This window comes from Staphylococcus sp. HMSC034C12 (genome assembly GCF_001835895.1).
In the GTDB taxonomy this organism is placed as follows: Bacteria; Bacillota; Bacilli; order Staphylococcales; family Staphylococcaceae; genus Staphylococcus; species Staphylococcus hominis.
This window is the reverse complement of the sequence record NZ_KV826316.1, coordinates 28,158-44,794: the sequence shown is the minus strand read 5'-3', so window position 1 is coordinate 44,794 and position 16,637 is coordinate 28,158. Positions and strand designations below refer to the sequence as shown.

The 16,637-nt window shown below is 30.7% G+C and carries 14 protein-coding genes; 3 read left to right on the top strand and 11 right to left on the bottom strand.

The window, feature by feature from the left end; translation table 11 throughout:
* Window positions 1-23 precede the first annotated feature (23 nt).
* The 4 genes from HMPREF2629_RS04170 to HMPREF2629_RS04155 form a co-directional block, all read right to left on the bottom strand.
* Complete coding sequence (locus tag HMPREF2629_RS04170; RefSeq protein WP_017175194.1) at window positions 24-683, bottom strand: methionine ABC transporter permease; 660 nt, start codon at window positions 681-683, stop codon at window positions 24-26.
* Complete coding sequence (locus HMPREF2629_RS04165; RefSeq protein ID WP_002447973.1) at window positions 684-1,706, bottom strand: methionine ABC transporter ATP-binding protein; 1,023 nt, start codon at window positions 1,704-1,706, stop codon at window positions 684-686.
* Between the two features lie 219 nt (window positions 1,707-1,925).
* Complete coding sequence (locus HMPREF2629_RS04160; protein ID WP_017175193.1) at window positions 1,926-3,074, bottom strand: bifunctional cystathionine gamma-lyase/homocysteine desulfhydrase; 1,149 nt, start codon at window positions 3,072-3,074, stop codon at window positions 1,926-1,928.
* A gap of 2 nt (window positions 3,075-3,076) precedes the next feature.
* Complete coding sequence (locus HMPREF2629_RS04155) at window positions 3,077-3,973, bottom strand: PLP-dependent cysteine synthase family protein (RefSeq protein WP_017175192.1); 897 nt, start codon at window positions 3,971-3,973, stop codon at window positions 3,077-3,079.
* Between the two features lie 255 nt (window positions 3,974-4,228).
* Between HMPREF2629_RS04155 and HMPREF2629_RS04150 the strand changes: the two genes are divergently transcribed.
* The gene (locus tag HMPREF2629_RS04150; RefSeq protein ID WP_017175191.1) at window positions 4,229-4,759 is read left to right on the top strand and encodes a pentapeptide repeat-containing protein; all 531 of its coding nucleotides are present in this window, start codon (window positions 4,229-4,231) and stop codon (window positions 4,757-4,759) included.
* Window positions 4,760-4,833: 74 nt separating this feature from the next.
* Here HMPREF2629_RS04150 and HMPREF2629_RS04145 read toward each other — a convergent pair whose 3' ends face one another.
* From HMPREF2629_RS04145 to HMPREF2629_RS04115, 7 genes are all read right to left on the bottom strand, one after another.
* Entirely contained in the window at window positions 4,834-6,162 is a 1,329-nt protein-coding gene (locus tag HMPREF2629_RS04145; protein WP_017175190.1) for a sodium-dependent transporter, read from the bottom strand.
* Window positions 6,163-6,325: 163 nt separating this feature from the next.
* Window positions 6,326-6,574: a hypothetical protein gene (locus HMPREF2629_RS04140; protein ID WP_017175189.1), complete on the bottom strand. Its 249-nt coding sequence runs from the start codon at window positions 6,572-6,574 to the stop codon at window positions 6,326-6,328.
* Between the two features lie 12 nt (window positions 6,575-6,586).
* A complete protein-coding gene (locus HMPREF2629_RS04135) occupies window positions 6,587-7,318 on the bottom strand; it encodes an alpha/beta hydrolase (protein WP_017175188.1) in 732 nt (243 codons plus the stop codon).
* A 44-nt stretch (window positions 7,319-7,362) separates the two neighbouring features.
* Window positions 7,363-8,034, bottom strand: coding sequence for a phosphatase PAP2 family protein (locus HMPREF2629_RS04130; protein ID WP_017175187.1), 672 nt, complete (start codon window positions 8,032-8,034; stop codon window positions 7,363-7,365).
* Between the two features lie 363 nt (window positions 8,035-8,397).
* Window positions 8,398-8,760, bottom strand: a complete 363-nt coding sequence (locus HMPREF2629_RS04125; RefSeq protein WP_002447992.1) for a Na-translocating system protein MpsC family protein — start codon at window positions 8,758-8,760, stop codon at window positions 8,398-8,400.
* Window positions 8,761-8,828: 68 nt separating this feature from the next.
* Window positions 8,829-11,390, bottom strand: a complete 2,562-nt coding sequence (locus HMPREF2629_RS04120) for a DUF2309 domain-containing protein (protein ID WP_017175186.1) — start codon at window positions 11,388-11,390, stop codon at window positions 8,829-8,831.
* A 15-nt stretch (window positions 11,391-11,405) separates the two neighbouring features.
* Window positions 11,406-12,905 carry an NADH dehydrogenase subunit 5 gene (locus HMPREF2629_RS04115; protein WP_070492121.1) on the bottom strand — a complete coding sequence of 500 codons (1,500 nt, stop codon included), beginning with the start codon at window positions 12,903-12,905 and terminating at the stop codon, window positions 11,406-11,408.
* 788 nt (window positions 12,906-13,693) lie between these two features.
* Between HMPREF2629_RS04115 and HMPREF2629_RS04110 the strand changes: the two genes are divergently transcribed.
* Complete coding sequence (locus tag HMPREF2629_RS04110) at window positions 13,694-14,221, top strand: phosphatase PAP2 family protein (protein WP_228451900.1); 528 nt, start codon at window positions 13,694-13,696, stop codon at window positions 14,219-14,221.
* Window positions 14,222-15,300: 1,079 nt separating this feature from the next.
* On the top strand, window positions 15,301-16,131 hold the full coding sequence (locus HMPREF2629_RS04105) for a hypothetical protein (protein WP_070813168.1): 831 nt from the start codon (window positions 15,301-15,303) through the stop codon (window positions 16,129-16,131).
* The last annotated feature ends 506 nt before the right edge of the window (window positions 16,132-16,637 follow it).

The following is a 16,637-nucleotide window of genomic DNA, read 5'->3' as shown; positions in this document are numbered from 1 at the left end:
ATTAAAATAATTTATTTAAATAACTAATTTCTGCGAATTATTCTAGAAATAAAGTTACCTAATGACTGAATAATTTGTACGATAATAACTAGAACGACAACTGTAATAATAATGACCAATGTATCAAAGCGTTGGTAACCATAAACAAGCGCTAAATCTCCAATACCACCGCCACCTACAGCACCGGCCATAGCTGTACTACCAATTAAACCAATAATCGCTGTAGTAATAGCTAGTACAAGTGAACCTAATGCTTCAGGCAATAAAAAATGACGAATAATTTGAAGTGGTGATGCTCCCATAGCTTTTGCTGCTTCAATAATGCCATCATCTACTTCTAAAAGTGAATTTTCTACTAAACGCGCAATATATGGTGCTACATATACTGTAAGTGGAACAATTGCAGCTGTCGTACCGATTGACGTACCTGCAACTAATTTAGTAAAAGGTACAATTGCGATTAATAAAATGATGAATGGAATAGATCTTAAAATATTAATAATTGGATTAAGAATTTGGTGAATAACGACATTAGGCCAGATTCCATGTTTTCGAGTGACTACAAGTAAAATACCTAATGGGATACCAATCAATGCACCAATAATTAATGATACTGTTACCATATAAAGTGTTTCATACAATGCTTGCATTAATTGAGATGACTCTATGCTTGAACCAAACATTTAACGCACCTCCTCATAATGAATATGTCGCTCATTAAAATATGATTCTACCGTGTCACGACTAAATTGTGCATCGTGTTCAAAGCGTAACCATAAATAACAAATCGTTTCATCTTGAATATCTGACATAGACGAGAATAGAATATTTACATTAAAACCATATTGGTTTATTAACTCGTTCATTAATGGATAATCAATTTGCTTTTTATCTAAGAAAAGTCTGTAATCTGTATAATGATTATCTGCTCTTTCAAATGAGGCACGTAATGCTTTAGAAGGCTCTGTACTAATAACTGTTGATACAAAATTTTGTGCTGTTTTCGTTTTCGGATGACTAAACACATCTTTTACTGTACCAATTTCTACAACTTCCCCGTGTTCCATTACAGCTACACGATTACAGATTTTTTGAATCACGCTCATTTCGTGAGTAATCATCATAATCGTAACCCCAAATGTTTCATTCACATTTTTAAGTAATTGAAGAATAGAACTTGTTGTCGCAGGGTCTAATGCACTTGTCGCTTCATCGCACAATAATATTTTAGGATTTGTTACAAGTGCTCTTGCAATTGCAACACGTTGTTTTTGTCCTCCGGAAAGCTCATCTGGAAATTGATTTTTCTTATCTGCAAGTCCCACAAACTCTAGCATTTCTTCAACTTTCTCTTTAATCTCAGAATTACTTTTGTGACTCAGTATCAATGGCATTGCTACATTTTTAAAAACGGTTTTAGAATTTAAAAGATTAAAATGTTGGAAAATCATTCCTATATCTTTTTTTACGTTGCGAAGTTCTTTTTCACTATATGTATTAATATCATGTCCATCTACAATAACATGGCCCTCTGTAGCTTGTTCTAATTGGTTAACTAAACGTACTAGTGTACTTTTACCAGCACCACTATAACCAATCACACCAAACACATCACGCGCATCAATTTTAAAAGAAACATCTTTTAAAGCGTGGATGGTTTCTCGTTTCTTTCGAAATACTTTATTTACACCCTGAAATTCAATCACTATGTTCACCCTTATCTAATTCTGATTAAATTCGTATGATATGAAGTATAGGAAAAAGTTAAGGATGCGTCAATATAGTTTTTTAAAAAATTGAAAATTTCAGATATTTTTAGTATTGAATTACTCTTTTAGTTCCAAATATCATAATAAAAATACAAGAGTACAATAAATATCGTTTCAATTTCTATTGCACTCTTGCATTAATACTTTCACTATATTCTATTTATTTAGCGTATCTATGGCTTGTTTTAAATCTTGTACTAAATCTTCAGTGTCTTCAATACCGATTGATAATCGAACTAAACCATCTGTAATTCCTTCTTTAGCACGCACATCTGCTGGAATAGATGCATGTGTCATCAAAGCAGGTACAGAAATTAAGCTTTCCACCGCACCTAAGCTTTCAGCAAGGGTGAAATAGTGTGTTTCACGAATTAATTGTTTAGCTGCTTCTGTATCTTTGACTTCAAATGCAACAACGCCAGTATGACCACTTGCTTGAGCGATATGAATATCATGATTAAGATGACTTTCAATACTAGGATGGAACACTTGTTGTACTGATGGATGTTCTTGTAACATTTTCACAATACCTTCTACGTTACGATTGATTTGTTCCATACGTAACCCCAGTGTTTTAATTCCTCGAATTAATAAATAACTATCTTGTGGTCCTAATACACCACCTGTAGAGTTAGAAATAAATGCTAAGCGTTCACCTAATTCATCATTAGATGTAGCGACTAAACCTGCAACAACATCACTGTGTCCACCAATATATTTTGTTGCTGAATGTAATACAATATCGATTCCAAAATCTAACGGATTTTGATAGTACGGTGTCATAAATGTGTTATCGACTACAGAAATGAGTTGATTTTCTTTCGCAATTTCTGCTGCACGTCGAATATCTGTCACACGTAATAAAGGATTAGACGGCGTTTCGATATATAACATTTTTGTTTCTGGTTTAATATAATCTTTTACGTTTTCAATATTTGTAGTATCAACGAAATCAACATCAATACCAAATCGTGTAAAGACTTTTGTTAAAGCACGATAAGTTCCACCATACACATCAGAATTTAAAATTAAATGATCACCTTTATCTAATAACATTATAACAGCGCTAATCGCAGCCATACCTGAACCAAATGCAAATCCATGTTTACCATTTTCTAAATTCGCAATGACGCTTTCAATAGAAGCACGTGTTGGGTTTGCAGTACGTGAATATTCATAACCCTGTCTTAAATCACCAATATCATCTTGCAAATAAGTACTTGTTTGATAAATTGGTGTCGTTACTGCTCCAGTAAAATCATCCGTCGTATGTCCACCATGAATCATTTGTGTTTTTTTCTTCATTATTATTCTCCTTTGTATTCAAATATTTTTTTTGACATATAACGATCACTGCCATCTGGAAAAATTGTTACAATAATACCTTTATCAATACGACGTTTAATATCTAAAGCACCTTGTAATGCTGCACCAGATGAGCTACCAACAAGTAGTCCTTCTTGTTTAGCTAATCGTTTTACATTTTCAAATCCTTGATTATCACTAACTGTAATAATATCATCAACGATAGATTTTTCTAAAAATACCGGCCATTTTTCAGAGCCAATACCTTCAATATCATGAGCATGTGCTTTGCCACCATTCAAGACTGAGCCTTCAGGTTCAACAATAATATTTTTAACATTAAATTGTTGTAAATGTTTAGCTACACCGGTAAACGTTCCTCCAGATCCAGCACCAGCTACAAAATAATCAATGTGTGGTAATGCCTCTGTAATTTCTTTTCCAAGTGTATGCGTATAGGCTTCTGGATTATGTTCAGTTTCAAACTGGTTCATATATACTGCATCGTATTTGTCAGCATAATGACGCGCTTCTTTTTGTGCACCAATCATTCCCTTATTTTTAGGTGTTCGTTTGATTTCAGCACCCAATACTCGCATAATTGAAATTTTTTCTTCTGAAAATCCTTCTGGGGCAAAAATCACACACTTTAAATGATAACGATTAGCGGCCATTGCTAATCCAATTCCTGTATTACCAGCTGTAGCTTCAACGATGGTATCTCCTTTTACAATACGTTTTTCTTTTAGCGCAGTTTCTACAAGATATTTCCCTAGTCGATCTTTAATACTTCCACCAGGATTAAATTGTTCTAACTTCGCATAAATTTGTACATGTTCATCGCTAAAACTTTCTAATAATACTAGTGGCGTTTGTCCTATTAAATCATAAGTAATCATATCTTTCGTTCAATACACTCATGTAATGTCTGAACATACCTACTTTCTATAATCATATTCATTTCCAATATTTAATTTTAATTCTTACTCAACCGCTACGAATTATACGCTAACTTATATCTTATTGCAAAAAGCTAGATTCTTTATGTAAAATGTAATTAGTTATTGCGTTTAAGTACTCATATTATGATAAAAGTGAACTACTGGAAATGAATTAAATTTTACGATGAATCAACGTACAAAGGAGAATCGATGATGACATCTAAAGCAGACTTATCTTTATCCGTCTTTACTAAGGATGATTATAAAAATTTAAATTATAAAAATAGTACATTTAGAAACTCAATGTACGACGAAATTGAAGTAAATAAAAGTCACTTTAAACATTGTGATTTTAGCGAAGGTATTTTTAGGAATGTAAGCACTATTTCAAATTCAAAAATGATCAATTGTAATTTTGATAAAAGTATCTTTGAAAATGTAAATTTTTTCAAGACGCTGATTAGTAAATCAAATTTAACTGTTACCTCATTTGATGAAAATCATTTTAATACATTAACGATTGAACATTCTATTTTTAAAAATAGCAATATACGTAATGTAAAATTTGATAACGTCACGTTTAAAAAAGTGATTTTTGAAAATGTCACTATGGATTTGTGTCATTTTGAAAATGTAAAAATAAAAGATTGTATATTTAAACATGTCACTATTAATAATTCTTCAATTCCTGAAAAAATATTAAAAGAATTACATAAACAAGATGTTACGTTTGAAAATATGTAATTCAAATTATCTTTATGCTAAACAGAGTCTAGAACAACGATTTGTATTCTAGACTCTGTTTATTTTTGTTAATGTTAAAATAATTGAACAATAAAAACTAATATAATAATAATGGGCATCATATATTTAATTAAAATATACCATGGAACAAAAAGTTTAAATTTATCTTTCCCAAAGCTCTCTTTTAATGCTTGTTTATCTAATAATTGACCTACAACTAATGTCGTTCCTAATGCTCCTAATGGCATCAAGATATTCGATACGATAAAATCCATATTATCAAAAATTGTACCCGCTCCAAACTTAATTCCACTTAAACTGCTAAATGATAGTGTTGCTGGGATACTAATAATAAATACTAATATACTTGCAATAACTGATATAGCTTTTCGTTTAGTATTATCATTTTTAGTGAAATTTGAGACATTTAATTCCAATAAAGAAATAGAAGACGTTAATGCCGCAAATAAAAATAGAATTAAGAAAATTAAATAAAATACAATACCAAAGCCCATTTGATTAAATACTAACGGTAACACTTTAAATAAGAGTCCTGGTCCTTCTTGAGGTGCATAACCAAATGTTTTTAAAGCTGGGAATATTGCAAGTCCTGCTAATACAGAAACTAAAATATTCATAATAACAATTGAAATGGCGGAAGATTTAATCGTCATTTCCTTAGGCGCATAACTCGCATATGTAATCATACCTGTCGTGCCTAAGGATAGTGTAAAGAACGATTGACCTAATGCAAATAAGACACCCTTAACTGAAATATCTTCTATTCTCGGTTGTAATATATAGCGAACGCCCTCTAATGCTCCGTCTAATGTCAATGATTTAGCAACAACAATAATTAGAAAAACAAATAATAAGGGCATCATAATTTTAGAAGCTTTCTCTAAACCTTTTTCTACACCTAGCATAACGATAATCATTGTTAAAAGAATAAAAATACCCTGTCCCAACACAGTTAACCACGGGTTACTAATTATTTTTTCAAATTTAATTTGAGTTAATGACGTATGTTCAACAGATAATAATTGTAAAAACACATTCCCAATATATATAACAATCCAGCCACCGATAACACTATAAAAGCCGAATAAAATAAAAACAGCTAAATTTCCATTCCACCCAATAATATTTAACCATTTTTTTCCTGTTAATTTACTATAAATTCGAGTCGTATAAGTGCGCCCCATTATTCCTACCGTAAATTCCATAATCAGTAACGGTAATCCTACAAAAATAGTAAAGATTAAAAATAAAAATAAAAAAGCGCCACCACCATAAATGCCAGCCATATATGGAAACTTCCACATTGCGCCTAATCCTATAGCAGAACCAGCACTTGCTAGAATAAATCCGGTTGATGTTTTCCATTGTGATTGATTACTCATTTTCTATCTCCCTTTAACGCGTTAAAGCATGTGTGCGATTAAGTTCTACTCTAACATGTCTGACTAAATAGTGCAATATGCATATAAATGAGTATTAAAAAGATAAGAATAGATGTAAATGACATCTCTCAACTATTCTTATCGTTTAAACTTACTGTTACATTTATTTTTCAAAATCATATATTATGGATTGACCTTCATCTACTTCTTGAATATTCAAACTTTCGATATGATCAACATTAATGTAATGAACTTGTGAGTCATCTTTTAGAAATAAATAGGCCAATTCATCAAATTCATCAATAATACGCTGTATGCATGTGTCATAGTCTGGACCATCTTGGAACGTTTTAAATTCTTTATAAGTAGTTCCAGAAACCGTTGTATATATAAGTAAGAATGTACGTTTCATCTTATTACTCCTTTATTCAGATTTAAAAAAAGTTACAACTTGAGTGATAACGTCTTCATGTCCATCTCCATAAGTCATTAAATGACGACTTAACGGATGACATGTTAAATCTTTGTTATTACTATCAATATGATTAAAAATATAATGGGCACTATTTTGATAAAAGGCATCATCATTACCACCATACAAAATACGAGCGGGAACATGTATACGTTCTAATTCATTAGAAATTATCTCAATAAATGCTTTAAATTCTGCGATATGTGGTTGATAGTCTTGAATTGTTCCAAGTTGTTGTTGTGAAGTAGTTTCATCAAATTTCAATAATTGATTCATGCGCTGACCATAACGTTCCATACGCCACGCAATACTTTTTTCTTCTTTTTCACTTGGTGCAGACATCACTGCTATTTTAGAAACATCAAATAACTCAGCTAACTTTAATGTAAATAGTCCCCCTAGTGAGATCCCCGTTACAAAAATAGTGTCAAACCCTTTATTTTTTAAAAATTGATACCCTTCTAATACATCATTCCACCAATCCTGAATCGTAAATTGAGTAAATTGGTCTAAAGGTAAGCCATGTCCCTGATAATTTGGTGCAAAGCATGTGAAGTTTTCTTCATTAAGCGCCTTAGCTAATGGTTTTACATCACGAACAGTTCCTGTAAATGAGTGAAGTAATAATATCGCTTCTTTTCTTGAACCTTCTAAATAAATCGGATGTGGTGATTTGATTTTCATAGTATTCTCCCCTTTTAAAATACTTATGTTATGAAACTTAAGCTTTACTTCTTTCTTAATTTAATATTAAAGAGTGGTAACGTCATTGAAAATAAAGCAACCCAAATCATTCCTAACGAAAAACCACCAATGACATCAGTTAGATAGTGAGCGTGGAAATATAACCTACAACTTAATACGCCTATCCAAAATATAACGACAACTATAGCAATACTATATCGTATCGCTTTGTTTTTAATAAGTGGAATAACAACTAAGAGTATAGCTAAAGCAAATAATGTACTGGCATTTGAATGACCACTTGGAAATGAATATCCATGGTCTACTAAAAGATGGTTATACGGACGAGGACGAGCTATTATTTGTTTAATTAAAAAATTAACATAAGTTCCTGTATAAATCGTAACTAATAACCACAATGAAAGTTTATAATTTTTAAAAATTAAGATAAGTGCTAAAAATAACGTTATGTAGAGAATGGATTTTACTTCTCCAAAATTAGCACAAAACGTCATCATTTTATGCCAAATTGTACCGTCATAGTGTCTTCTAGGTTTACCAAAATAGTTGGTCAACTCATGTAATGAGTTTAAATCTAATTTTTGCATTAGTGTGGTATGATAAATGACATTCATTGCCGTTATTATAAAAATAATTAATCCAACAACAAACATAGAAATAGTTTTAGTTGGCGATACTTCTAATTTATTTTTCATATTTGTTTTTCCTTTACTACATTTGATACTAATATTTTATGAAAACTCTTTCAAATAATATATCCGTTCTTCATATTCATTAAAGTTTGAAGATGTATCACACAATTCATTCATCAATATGTTGACTACTTAACTTAACTCATTGATCGTATTGCCCTTTTATACCTCTAGCATCAGAATAGTCGGACAAATGATAATGAGTAAGAGGTTCTGATTGAATTGATTCGTTCGCATCTCTATCTCTCTTTTAATGTTAGTTAGATTTTACAATAAATGATAAAAATTCGCTTGTAAAAAAAGAGATTAGGAATTATTTTTTATATAACATTTCCTAATCTCTTCTCGTACTTATAACATTTTATTTTAAAGTGATTTTTCAAGGTTCTTATCTAATTTAAAAACAATAATACGTTCACCAGTAATTGTACTTAAATCACTATGGAAGCTTTTAACTTCAGTACCTGTGATTTTGAAAACAAGTTGCATTAAATCATCTTGTCCAGATTCCACCAGTTCTGAGCGTGTACGTTTAATGTTAAGTAATCCCTCTTGAGTTTCACATACACGATACTCCGCAGGCGTCAAAATACCTTGTAAGTTGACGATAATCATATCTCGTAGAATATCTGTCTTTACTGACAACGAACCACGTCCAAGAAAATCTTTTTCCCATTGCGTAATTGCTTTACTAATTTCTGCTTCATACATACCTTTCGATTTCGTCATTGCTATAACAAATCTCCTAATGTTTAATTAACATTAGTGTATCATTTTTTAAATTAAAATCGAATAGCTTACCAATCTTTAAAACTACCCTTTTCATCAATACTTGCAAGACGTACCCATTGATGATCGACTTTTTGTTTAAACTTAATATTATCATTAAGTAAACGTTGTATATAACGATCTGGTGCTTGAATCACGACTAATAATCGAATTGGAGCATGATAAATTTTATTGTCCCCTGCCATCACAGACTGCCATGGCAATCCAGCTAATAAATCACTTGAATTCCCTTGCATAACGCCAACACCAGAAGTGACAGATTGTGTTGTTTTATTACCGCTACCATAAAAATGTGGTGCCACTGTAGAGGCATAATACTGTAGGTTAATCCACTGTGCAACGAGTGCTGGACCAGAAATAATTGTATTTAGTAATTGACCATCAGGATCTTTCGCATAATCATAATTATGTAAAAATGCACGTCCTTCTAAATTACTACCTTCTGTAATACTTCGTTGCCCAATAATAAATTCTGCATTACGTGCTAAGCCCCATTCTGGACGGATTTCGCTCCAATCATTTGCAAAGCGATGTGCTTCCGCAATTGGATGTTTCAATTCTCTATCGCTTAAACGAGGTAATTGAGCAAGACGTTCTAAATTTGCATGATAACTTACACGTGGCATGGCTTCTTCTAAAATATCAAATGCTTTCTTTGCTTCTGATGTTAATGAGGGAACGTAAATCCATTCTAATTCATCAATTGATGTTTTATGTTCTGCAGCAACAAATACTGTCTCATCCGGAATATGAATGCCTTCAGCGGCTAACCCTTGACGTACTAAAGGTAAATTGCACATCATGGCAAGTAATTTCGCATTAAATCCACTTGAAGCTCCTCCACAAGCACCACATTCTAATGATGCATGGTAGGGATTATTGTTTGTTTCGCTTCCATGCCCTCCAAGTACTACTAATGGCGCAAAATTTGTAGTTAAATCCATTAATTGTAACGCTTGTTTCGTAAAAGCAATTTGTTCTTCTTCAGTAAATCCAACAGGCAAATCACTATGTACATGATGATCTCTATCAATCGTTAGCTTAGCATTCGGTTTTTTTAACCAATTTTTAGTCAATTTACGAATAAATACGCCTGTTTTCTTTGGCATTAATGTACTTGCAAGTGTATTTAAACTTAAAAATGGCCCACTTAATTCTGGCAATAATAAACTAGGTAGCACATTATTTTTCATTAATTTAAAAGTATAAAACATGGATGTAATGGAATGTTGCTGTTGATTATACGTATTTAATGCATGTCGCTCTGCATATTCTTTAATAGTATATGCAGGAGGTACCATCACTGGTAAAGAATCATGACTAAACTGTTCATCTAATGCTTTTTTTCGTATAGGTAAACCAAAGAAACCTGCAATTCCTATAGTTTCAAATGGCCCTTGATTTTCTAAATGACGACGAAATGGTTCAGAACGTACATCGATACAAAATGCAAGTTGTACTTTTGTAGGTTGTTTGTCACGCTTGACCGATTTATCGTAAATCATCTCAACAAGTTTGCGTTCGTGAGTTTCTTCCCAAGCTTCTAACCATAATTTCTTGAAGTATAATGGATTAAAATCATGAGCAAACTTCAAGTGTTCAATTTGACCCTCAATAGACATCTCAGCCCATTCATCAATCGTCATTTCACCATAATATAACCATTTACTCACAAGTTCTTTTATTCTTTTTTCAACATTTAAGACTGCCGGACGGCTCATTTTTTCAGTATCTAATAGAATACATTCCATTGTAAGGCGTATTGCAAGATATTGAGTTAATAAGTCTTTTTCATGTTCATGTTTTTCAGCACGATAATACATCATACCTGCCCAACCTGGTAACGATAAAAGATGTCCAGTTAAATAAAATTCATATTCATCTTCAGCAATATCTAGATGATTAAGTGCCATGATTAATGCGTCTTCATAGTTGTGTGGCAACATCTTAATCATTTTACGTTGAGTTTTAGTCAACATTGGATCATATTTCGCTAAATGTAACCAGGCTACATAGAACCCTTCTTCGCGTTTAGGCATTGTCCAACTTGATTGGAAAGTATCTAAATATAATTTTGACCATTTAATAATATGAGTATTTAACTCATCCATTAAAGATTCGCCTTTAGCATTAAATGCATTTGCACTTTTTGAACGTGCATAAGCAAATGACTCATTTTCGAATACTTTTTTGAGTTTTGAGACTTCTAATTTCAGATAGGCTTCTTTAGTAATTAAATCTCTCGGAATATCTTTAATATTCATAGCATTTTTGCAGTACGTATCCACATGAGTCTTAGGAATATCCGTCTTATAAGATTGAATAGCTTGTTGTACTTCTTCTTCAACGATATGTTTATCAATCTCACCATTTTCAAGCGCCGTCATTACAGAAGCATGGCTTGGATATAAATCAATATCACGCACATGTTTAAACCATTGTGCAACTTGATCAAAGGTTTGATACTCAAGTTCTTCCCATGGATTACGTGCTGCAAAGATTGAAATTGGTGAAAGTGGCGTAATCACACGACGTGCAGATTGAACAACGTCTTCTATATTAATAGTCATGTAAATGTTCACCTCTTATAAATATTTCTTTAAATAATTTGGATGGCTTTCTACAGATTTAAATTTAGCTTCTCCAATTTTAATTAACCATAAGTAAACTTTAGCAAAGGCTGTAGATGTACGATGGCGAGCGACCCAAATACTAAAAATACTACCTAGCACTAAAATTGCAATACTAATGATAATACTAATTAACGGTGGATGGGCAGGAGCCATATATACATGATGGAGTATATTAACAAATACTTGATGAGTCATAATATAAACCATTGCAACAACTACAATCATTGTAATACCTATAAAGCGTCCCATTACTCCTTTATTTAATGCTACAAGTTGATTCCATGATACAGAGATAGACCAAGCTAAGATAAATGCACTAATCAAAATATATGGGCTATGGTTACTTGTCATAAAAAATACAATTGCAATAATCAATGCAAGAGCTCTTCCAAGTATTATCCATCCATATGATTTCTTAATATTAGGTGGAGTTGGTATATTAAATCGTCTGACAACTGAGCCTGATTGTAAGAATAATGTAGCTTTAAATATACCATGCAATATTAAATGGATAATCGCAGCTGAATAAACACCCATTGCACATTGAACGAGCATAAAACCCATTTGACTCATCGTTGATCCAACAAGTTGTCGTTTATAATCAACATGTACTAAACTAATGCCCGAACCAATCAATACTGAAATACTAGAAATAATTAATAATATTGTAAGAGCAATAGAATTATCAAATATCGGTGAAAAACGCGTTAAAATAATGCCCCCCGCATTAACTATACCGGCATGCATAATAGCTGATACAGGTGTAGGCGCAACAACTGATTCAATTAACCAACTCTGAAATGGATATTGCGCAGCTGGAATAATAACAGCAACAACAAGCAATAAATCAATAACTAATTTTAGACCATGATTTAGAGCATAGTCATAATTTTGAGAAGGATCGATTGTCCATTCTCCTGTTCCTATGTATAGCAAAATAACCGCAATTAATAGCGCTAACCATCCAATAATAAAGGAACGTGCAGAAACTTTTGCTGCCTCCGCTGGAACTTTCCAAGTTTTATTCAATCTAATTAGTTGCGTTAAACAAAATAACGTTAATCCCCAGCATAAAGTCATTAAACGTAAGTCATTGCTTAACCATCCTAGTGAAGCAAAAATAGTTATAAATGTATATAAAGGAAAATACTTACGATAATTGTGATCTCCTAATAAATAACGCGTTGAAAACTTTTGAATAATAAAACCTAACGCTAAAACAAAAGCACCTACTAACCAAGCAAGTTTATCTAAGGCAAATATGCCAATAACTTCTCTTTCATTTATAGTCACTAACCCTACAATACCTACAATAACTGGCAATAGAAGTAAAGCTAAGTGAAATCTTATGTATTTAACTGGAACTGAGGGGATTAAAACAATCAACCCACTTAACGCTGCCATAATAAGCGTTATAAAAAATAATATAAGTAAACTACTCATACTTAACATTATCATTCCTCCACTTTTAAACTGTAACCTATATATAACTATTGCTTATAATATAATAAAACACCTACAATAGTTTAGTTTTATCCCATTAAAAAGGACGACTATCTATTGTAGGCTTCTTTTATGCTCATTCAATATATTTATTAATGCTCTTTAAGCAACCTATAATTTAGATTTAAGTACATTAGTTTTACCCTTCAATTAAACAATAAAGTAAATGATACTTTTTGCCTCATTGCTTGATATAAACCTATGTATAATTTAATGCATATTAAATACAATATATGAAAATATCAACTAAAAGTCAAATTTCTAATATATAAAAAGAGTTTGAGACGATAAAGTATGTCCCAAACTCTCACGGATAAAATGAATTTACTTCATTACTTATAAAATAACATATTTTGTTCAATATTCATGTAACAATTCTGTGAAAACGCTTAATTTTTTTGTAAAGTTTTTTAATATTTTATTTGCTTTTTTTGAATAATGAAGGATGACTATCATATTTTTGTGATTACCTTAGCTTTTTTGTCTTTAAATTTATTTTAATATTAAATCATTCTTTGTATCGATAACTTTAGCGCTTTAACAAGTTAAACTAGATTAAAATAAAGAAAGGTATAGTACTGATGCAAAATAAACAATATACATTAACCATTTCATTTATAATAAGTAGTCTCATTTTTTTAATAACTATTTTTTCGGTTTTTACTAAGTCGTTATGGACACATATATTAGATTTACAATCATTCTATTGGTTCTTAAACACATTTGGCGAACCAAAAATGAATTTCAAAGGTAATTGGTTCAATGACTTTATGACGTTTCTAGCATCATACGGTGATATTGCAACCTTTATTACCCTGACCCTTATCATCGCAACTATTGTTTTAATTAAGCGACGCTTCTTATTAGCAATATGGTTACCGACAACAGTAGCTTCAGCAGGTATCATAGGTATTGCGTTAAAAGACATCATTCATCATTCAAGACCTTATGATCACTTAACAATTGATGCAGGATTTTCATTCCCAAGCGGACATGCTTTAACAAGTACGATTGTTATTTTTGCTCTTATTTTTGTACTTATCCCTAAATTAGGAACTATCTGGGTAAAACGCATAATAAATACGGTGTTAATTGTAGTATGGTTAGGTATTTTATTTTCAAGATTATACTTCCATGCTCACTATCTCACTGACGTAGTTGGCGGCATATTTTTTAGTTTTTCATGGTTATTCATATCATTGATGGTGTATCAATATATTCTTCAAAAAGTACACCATAGAACATCATTACAACAAAGACGATAATCATTTCAATCAAAAAGAAAATATCATAAACGTCCAAATTATTGAATTTAATAAAAAAAAGCGAGCATTTCTCACGAAAATGCTCGCTTTTTTTAATGGGCTACTCCCATTCAATCGTAAGTTTTATTTTATACAACATCATAATCTTTCAAAAGCTCTTTATATCAGTGCTTATAACTATATATTCTGAAAAATATATTCATACCCTTGCCCTTATTATCAAAATTATGCCCTTTTTTTGCCCTTAAATTTAATATTACAACAGAAGTATCTTTAAAGCTCAATATTAAGTCTTGCGATCTTGTTTATACATCTAATACATTAAATTTTGTAGTAAAATATAGTATTTTCTTAATGCACATTTTAATATTACTCAATCTACTTCAAACACTTGATACACTTTACTTCAAACACTTTTTTAAAACTCCTGAAACGTTGCATAAATTGATGATTATTATGATTTTTATTAGACGTATATCAATGCTTTAAACACATAGTTGCACAAATTAATATCTCACTGCAACACAGGGCGTTTCTCAGGGTAAAAAACACCACTATCTATATAGTGGTGTAATCTAATACATTCTATGCAAATTAAAAAATCAATAATGTTGCCATTCAATATGAGTTATTTTTGTTCGTTTAGTTCTATTATAAATACTTGCCTCATTAATTTGATACATAGTTGCAGGTACATAATAACGTTGAGAACGATCCAATTTCAATCCTAATAACATATTAATATTATTATAGTAATCTATAAACACAACTGATAAATGTTGAGAATTTTTATCTTTTTCTTTAGGGATAACGCATAGTCTAACTTCTTTTTTAATAAAACATTTATGTAGAAAATTATAGTTAAGTAACCTATTTCGAATTTCCCCAAAATTATGATGTTTCTTTATATCTTTTATGGTTAACTTGCCCTCTAAAATATTTCACACTTAAATATAATTTTTTATATTAATCATCTAACCTTTTATTTTAATCAGTTAAAAACAAAATTTGACAATTAAGAAATAATACTTCACTAATGACTTATCATTTGTCATTATTAATTTGGAAGGAGTTTTTTTATGTTAGAAACAAATTTATCAATAATCGCTAGTGTTTCAACAATTTTGGTTTCTGTTTTCTCTATCTTTATCAAGCAGCATTCAAATAATATCAATCAAAATATAAAAGGGGATAATAATTACGCTAACAGCCAGCAAAGTATCACATATACTGAGAATAATACATATAATGATATTAACAATTTAGTTAAATCTCAAGACAATGAAACAGAAATAATGACCTCGTTGTTTTTCTGTGCTGCTTTGTTGGTTTCAATCACTATATTTATTAAATATAATTACTGGATTATAAGTTTTTCTTGTGTATTTACTTTAGTTGTTTGCATATTTATCTTTAAAAATTTAACCAAATATAATTTATCCATGAAAAGTTTTTTGTTTTATACTATTAAGTATTCATTAATCTCAATAGTTTTGTTAACTGGGTTACTTTATAATTCACCTCTAGTATCAAATTTGGAAAAGATTCTTCCTAGTATTGATAAAAGTAATTCTACTCACTTTGTAAATTCAATAATAACAATGTCAAAATCTACATTTTTGTATTTTAAAAAACTAGGTTTTCCTAGTTACGATTCATTCGTTATTATTTTTAGGTTTCTTTCATTAGTAATAATCTATATTACATTTTATCATGATATGAAAAAGAAAAGCTTTTTGACTGCCACATTAAAACTTTATAAAGATAAGTTGAGTTTATTTCTTTCATATTTATATTTGATAATTTTATTGTGTATCATTTTATATCTAATGCATTTTGAATATTTTCAAGGATATACAAGAGGTATACTAAATCAATTATTCGATTGGTTTAATATACCTCACAAATAAAGTTTATATAAAGAAAGCAAAATCGAATTTTTCTATAAAAAAGCGCTAGAAGATTAAATCAGCGCTTTTTTACTCCTCAATTCCACCTATATTATCAATAAATGTTGGTGCTACCATGCTCACATTTAGTTCCATAGACATATCCCCTTTAATATCTCTTTTACTTATATCAATATTCAAACTTTTTAATTATTTATAAATATCCTATCGTCATTTAACTTCATAGATGGCACTATTCTTCTATCTACACCATTCTTCACTAACAATAAATTAAAGGATAGTATAATGCCTACCCTTTCTGCTGCATTTAGTTCGTTCCATATCTTTATTTCCTTATACGTCATTAGATCAATTAGCGTCATGTTTCTCCACTAACTAAATGAATTTTTCATGCAGTTCCTCTCACGAAAGGTTATATAAAGTATATGTCTATTAAATAAAGTAGAGGTATGTTAAAATAATTCGTAGTTAACATTACTTTCATTGAAACTTAGTCTTACTAGTCG

Coding starts and splice junctions, on each gene's coding strand:
- HMPREF2629_RS04135 (WP_017175188.1), bottom strand. CDS start 7,318: ATGAAAATCAAATCACCACATCCGATTTATTTAGAAGGTTCAAGAAAA.
- HMPREF2629_RS04140 (WP_017175189.1), bottom strand. CDS start 6,574: ATGAAACGTACATTCTTACTTATATATACAACGGTTTCTGGAACTACT.
- HMPREF2629_RS04170 (WP_017175194.1), bottom strand. CDS start 683: ATGTTTGGTTCAAGCATAGAGTCATCTCAATTAATGCAAGCATTGTAT.
- HMPREF2629_RS04145 (WP_017175190.1), bottom strand. CDS start 6,162: ATGAGTAATCAATCACAATGGAAAACATCAACCGGATTTATTCTAGCA.
- HMPREF2629_RS04125 (WP_002447992.1), bottom strand. CDS start 8,760: ATGACGAAATCGAAAGGTATGTATGAAGCAGAAATTAGTAAAGCAATT.
- HMPREF2629_RS04160 (WP_017175193.1), bottom strand. CDS start 3,074: ATGAAGAAAAAAACACAAATGATTCATGGTGGACATACGACGGATGAT.
- HMPREF2629_RS04155 (WP_017175192.1), bottom strand. CDS start 3,973: ATGATTACTTATGATTTAATAGGACAAACGCCACTAGTATTATTAGAA.
- HMPREF2629_RS04115 (WP_070492121.1), bottom strand. CDS start 12,905: ATGTTAAGTATGAGTAGTTTACTTATATTATTTTTTATAACGCTTATT.
- HMPREF2629_RS04105 (WP_070813168.1), top strand. CDS start 15,301: ATGTTAGAAACAAATTTATCAATAATCGCTAGTGTTTCAACAATTTTG.
- HMPREF2629_RS04130 (WP_017175187.1), bottom strand. CDS start 8,034: ATGAAAAATAAATTAGAAGTATCGCCAACTAAAACTATTTCTATGTTT.
- HMPREF2629_RS04120 (WP_017175186.1), bottom strand. CDS start 11,390: ATGACTATTAATATAGAAGACGTTGTTCAATCTGCACGTCGTGTGATT.
- HMPREF2629_RS04110 (WP_228451900.1), top strand. CDS start 13,694: ATGAATTTCAAAGGTAATTGGTTCAATGACTTTATGACGTTTCTAGCA.
- HMPREF2629_RS04150 (WP_017175191.1), top strand. CDS start 4,229: ATGACATCTAAAGCAGACTTATCTTTATCCGTCTTTACTAAGGATGAT.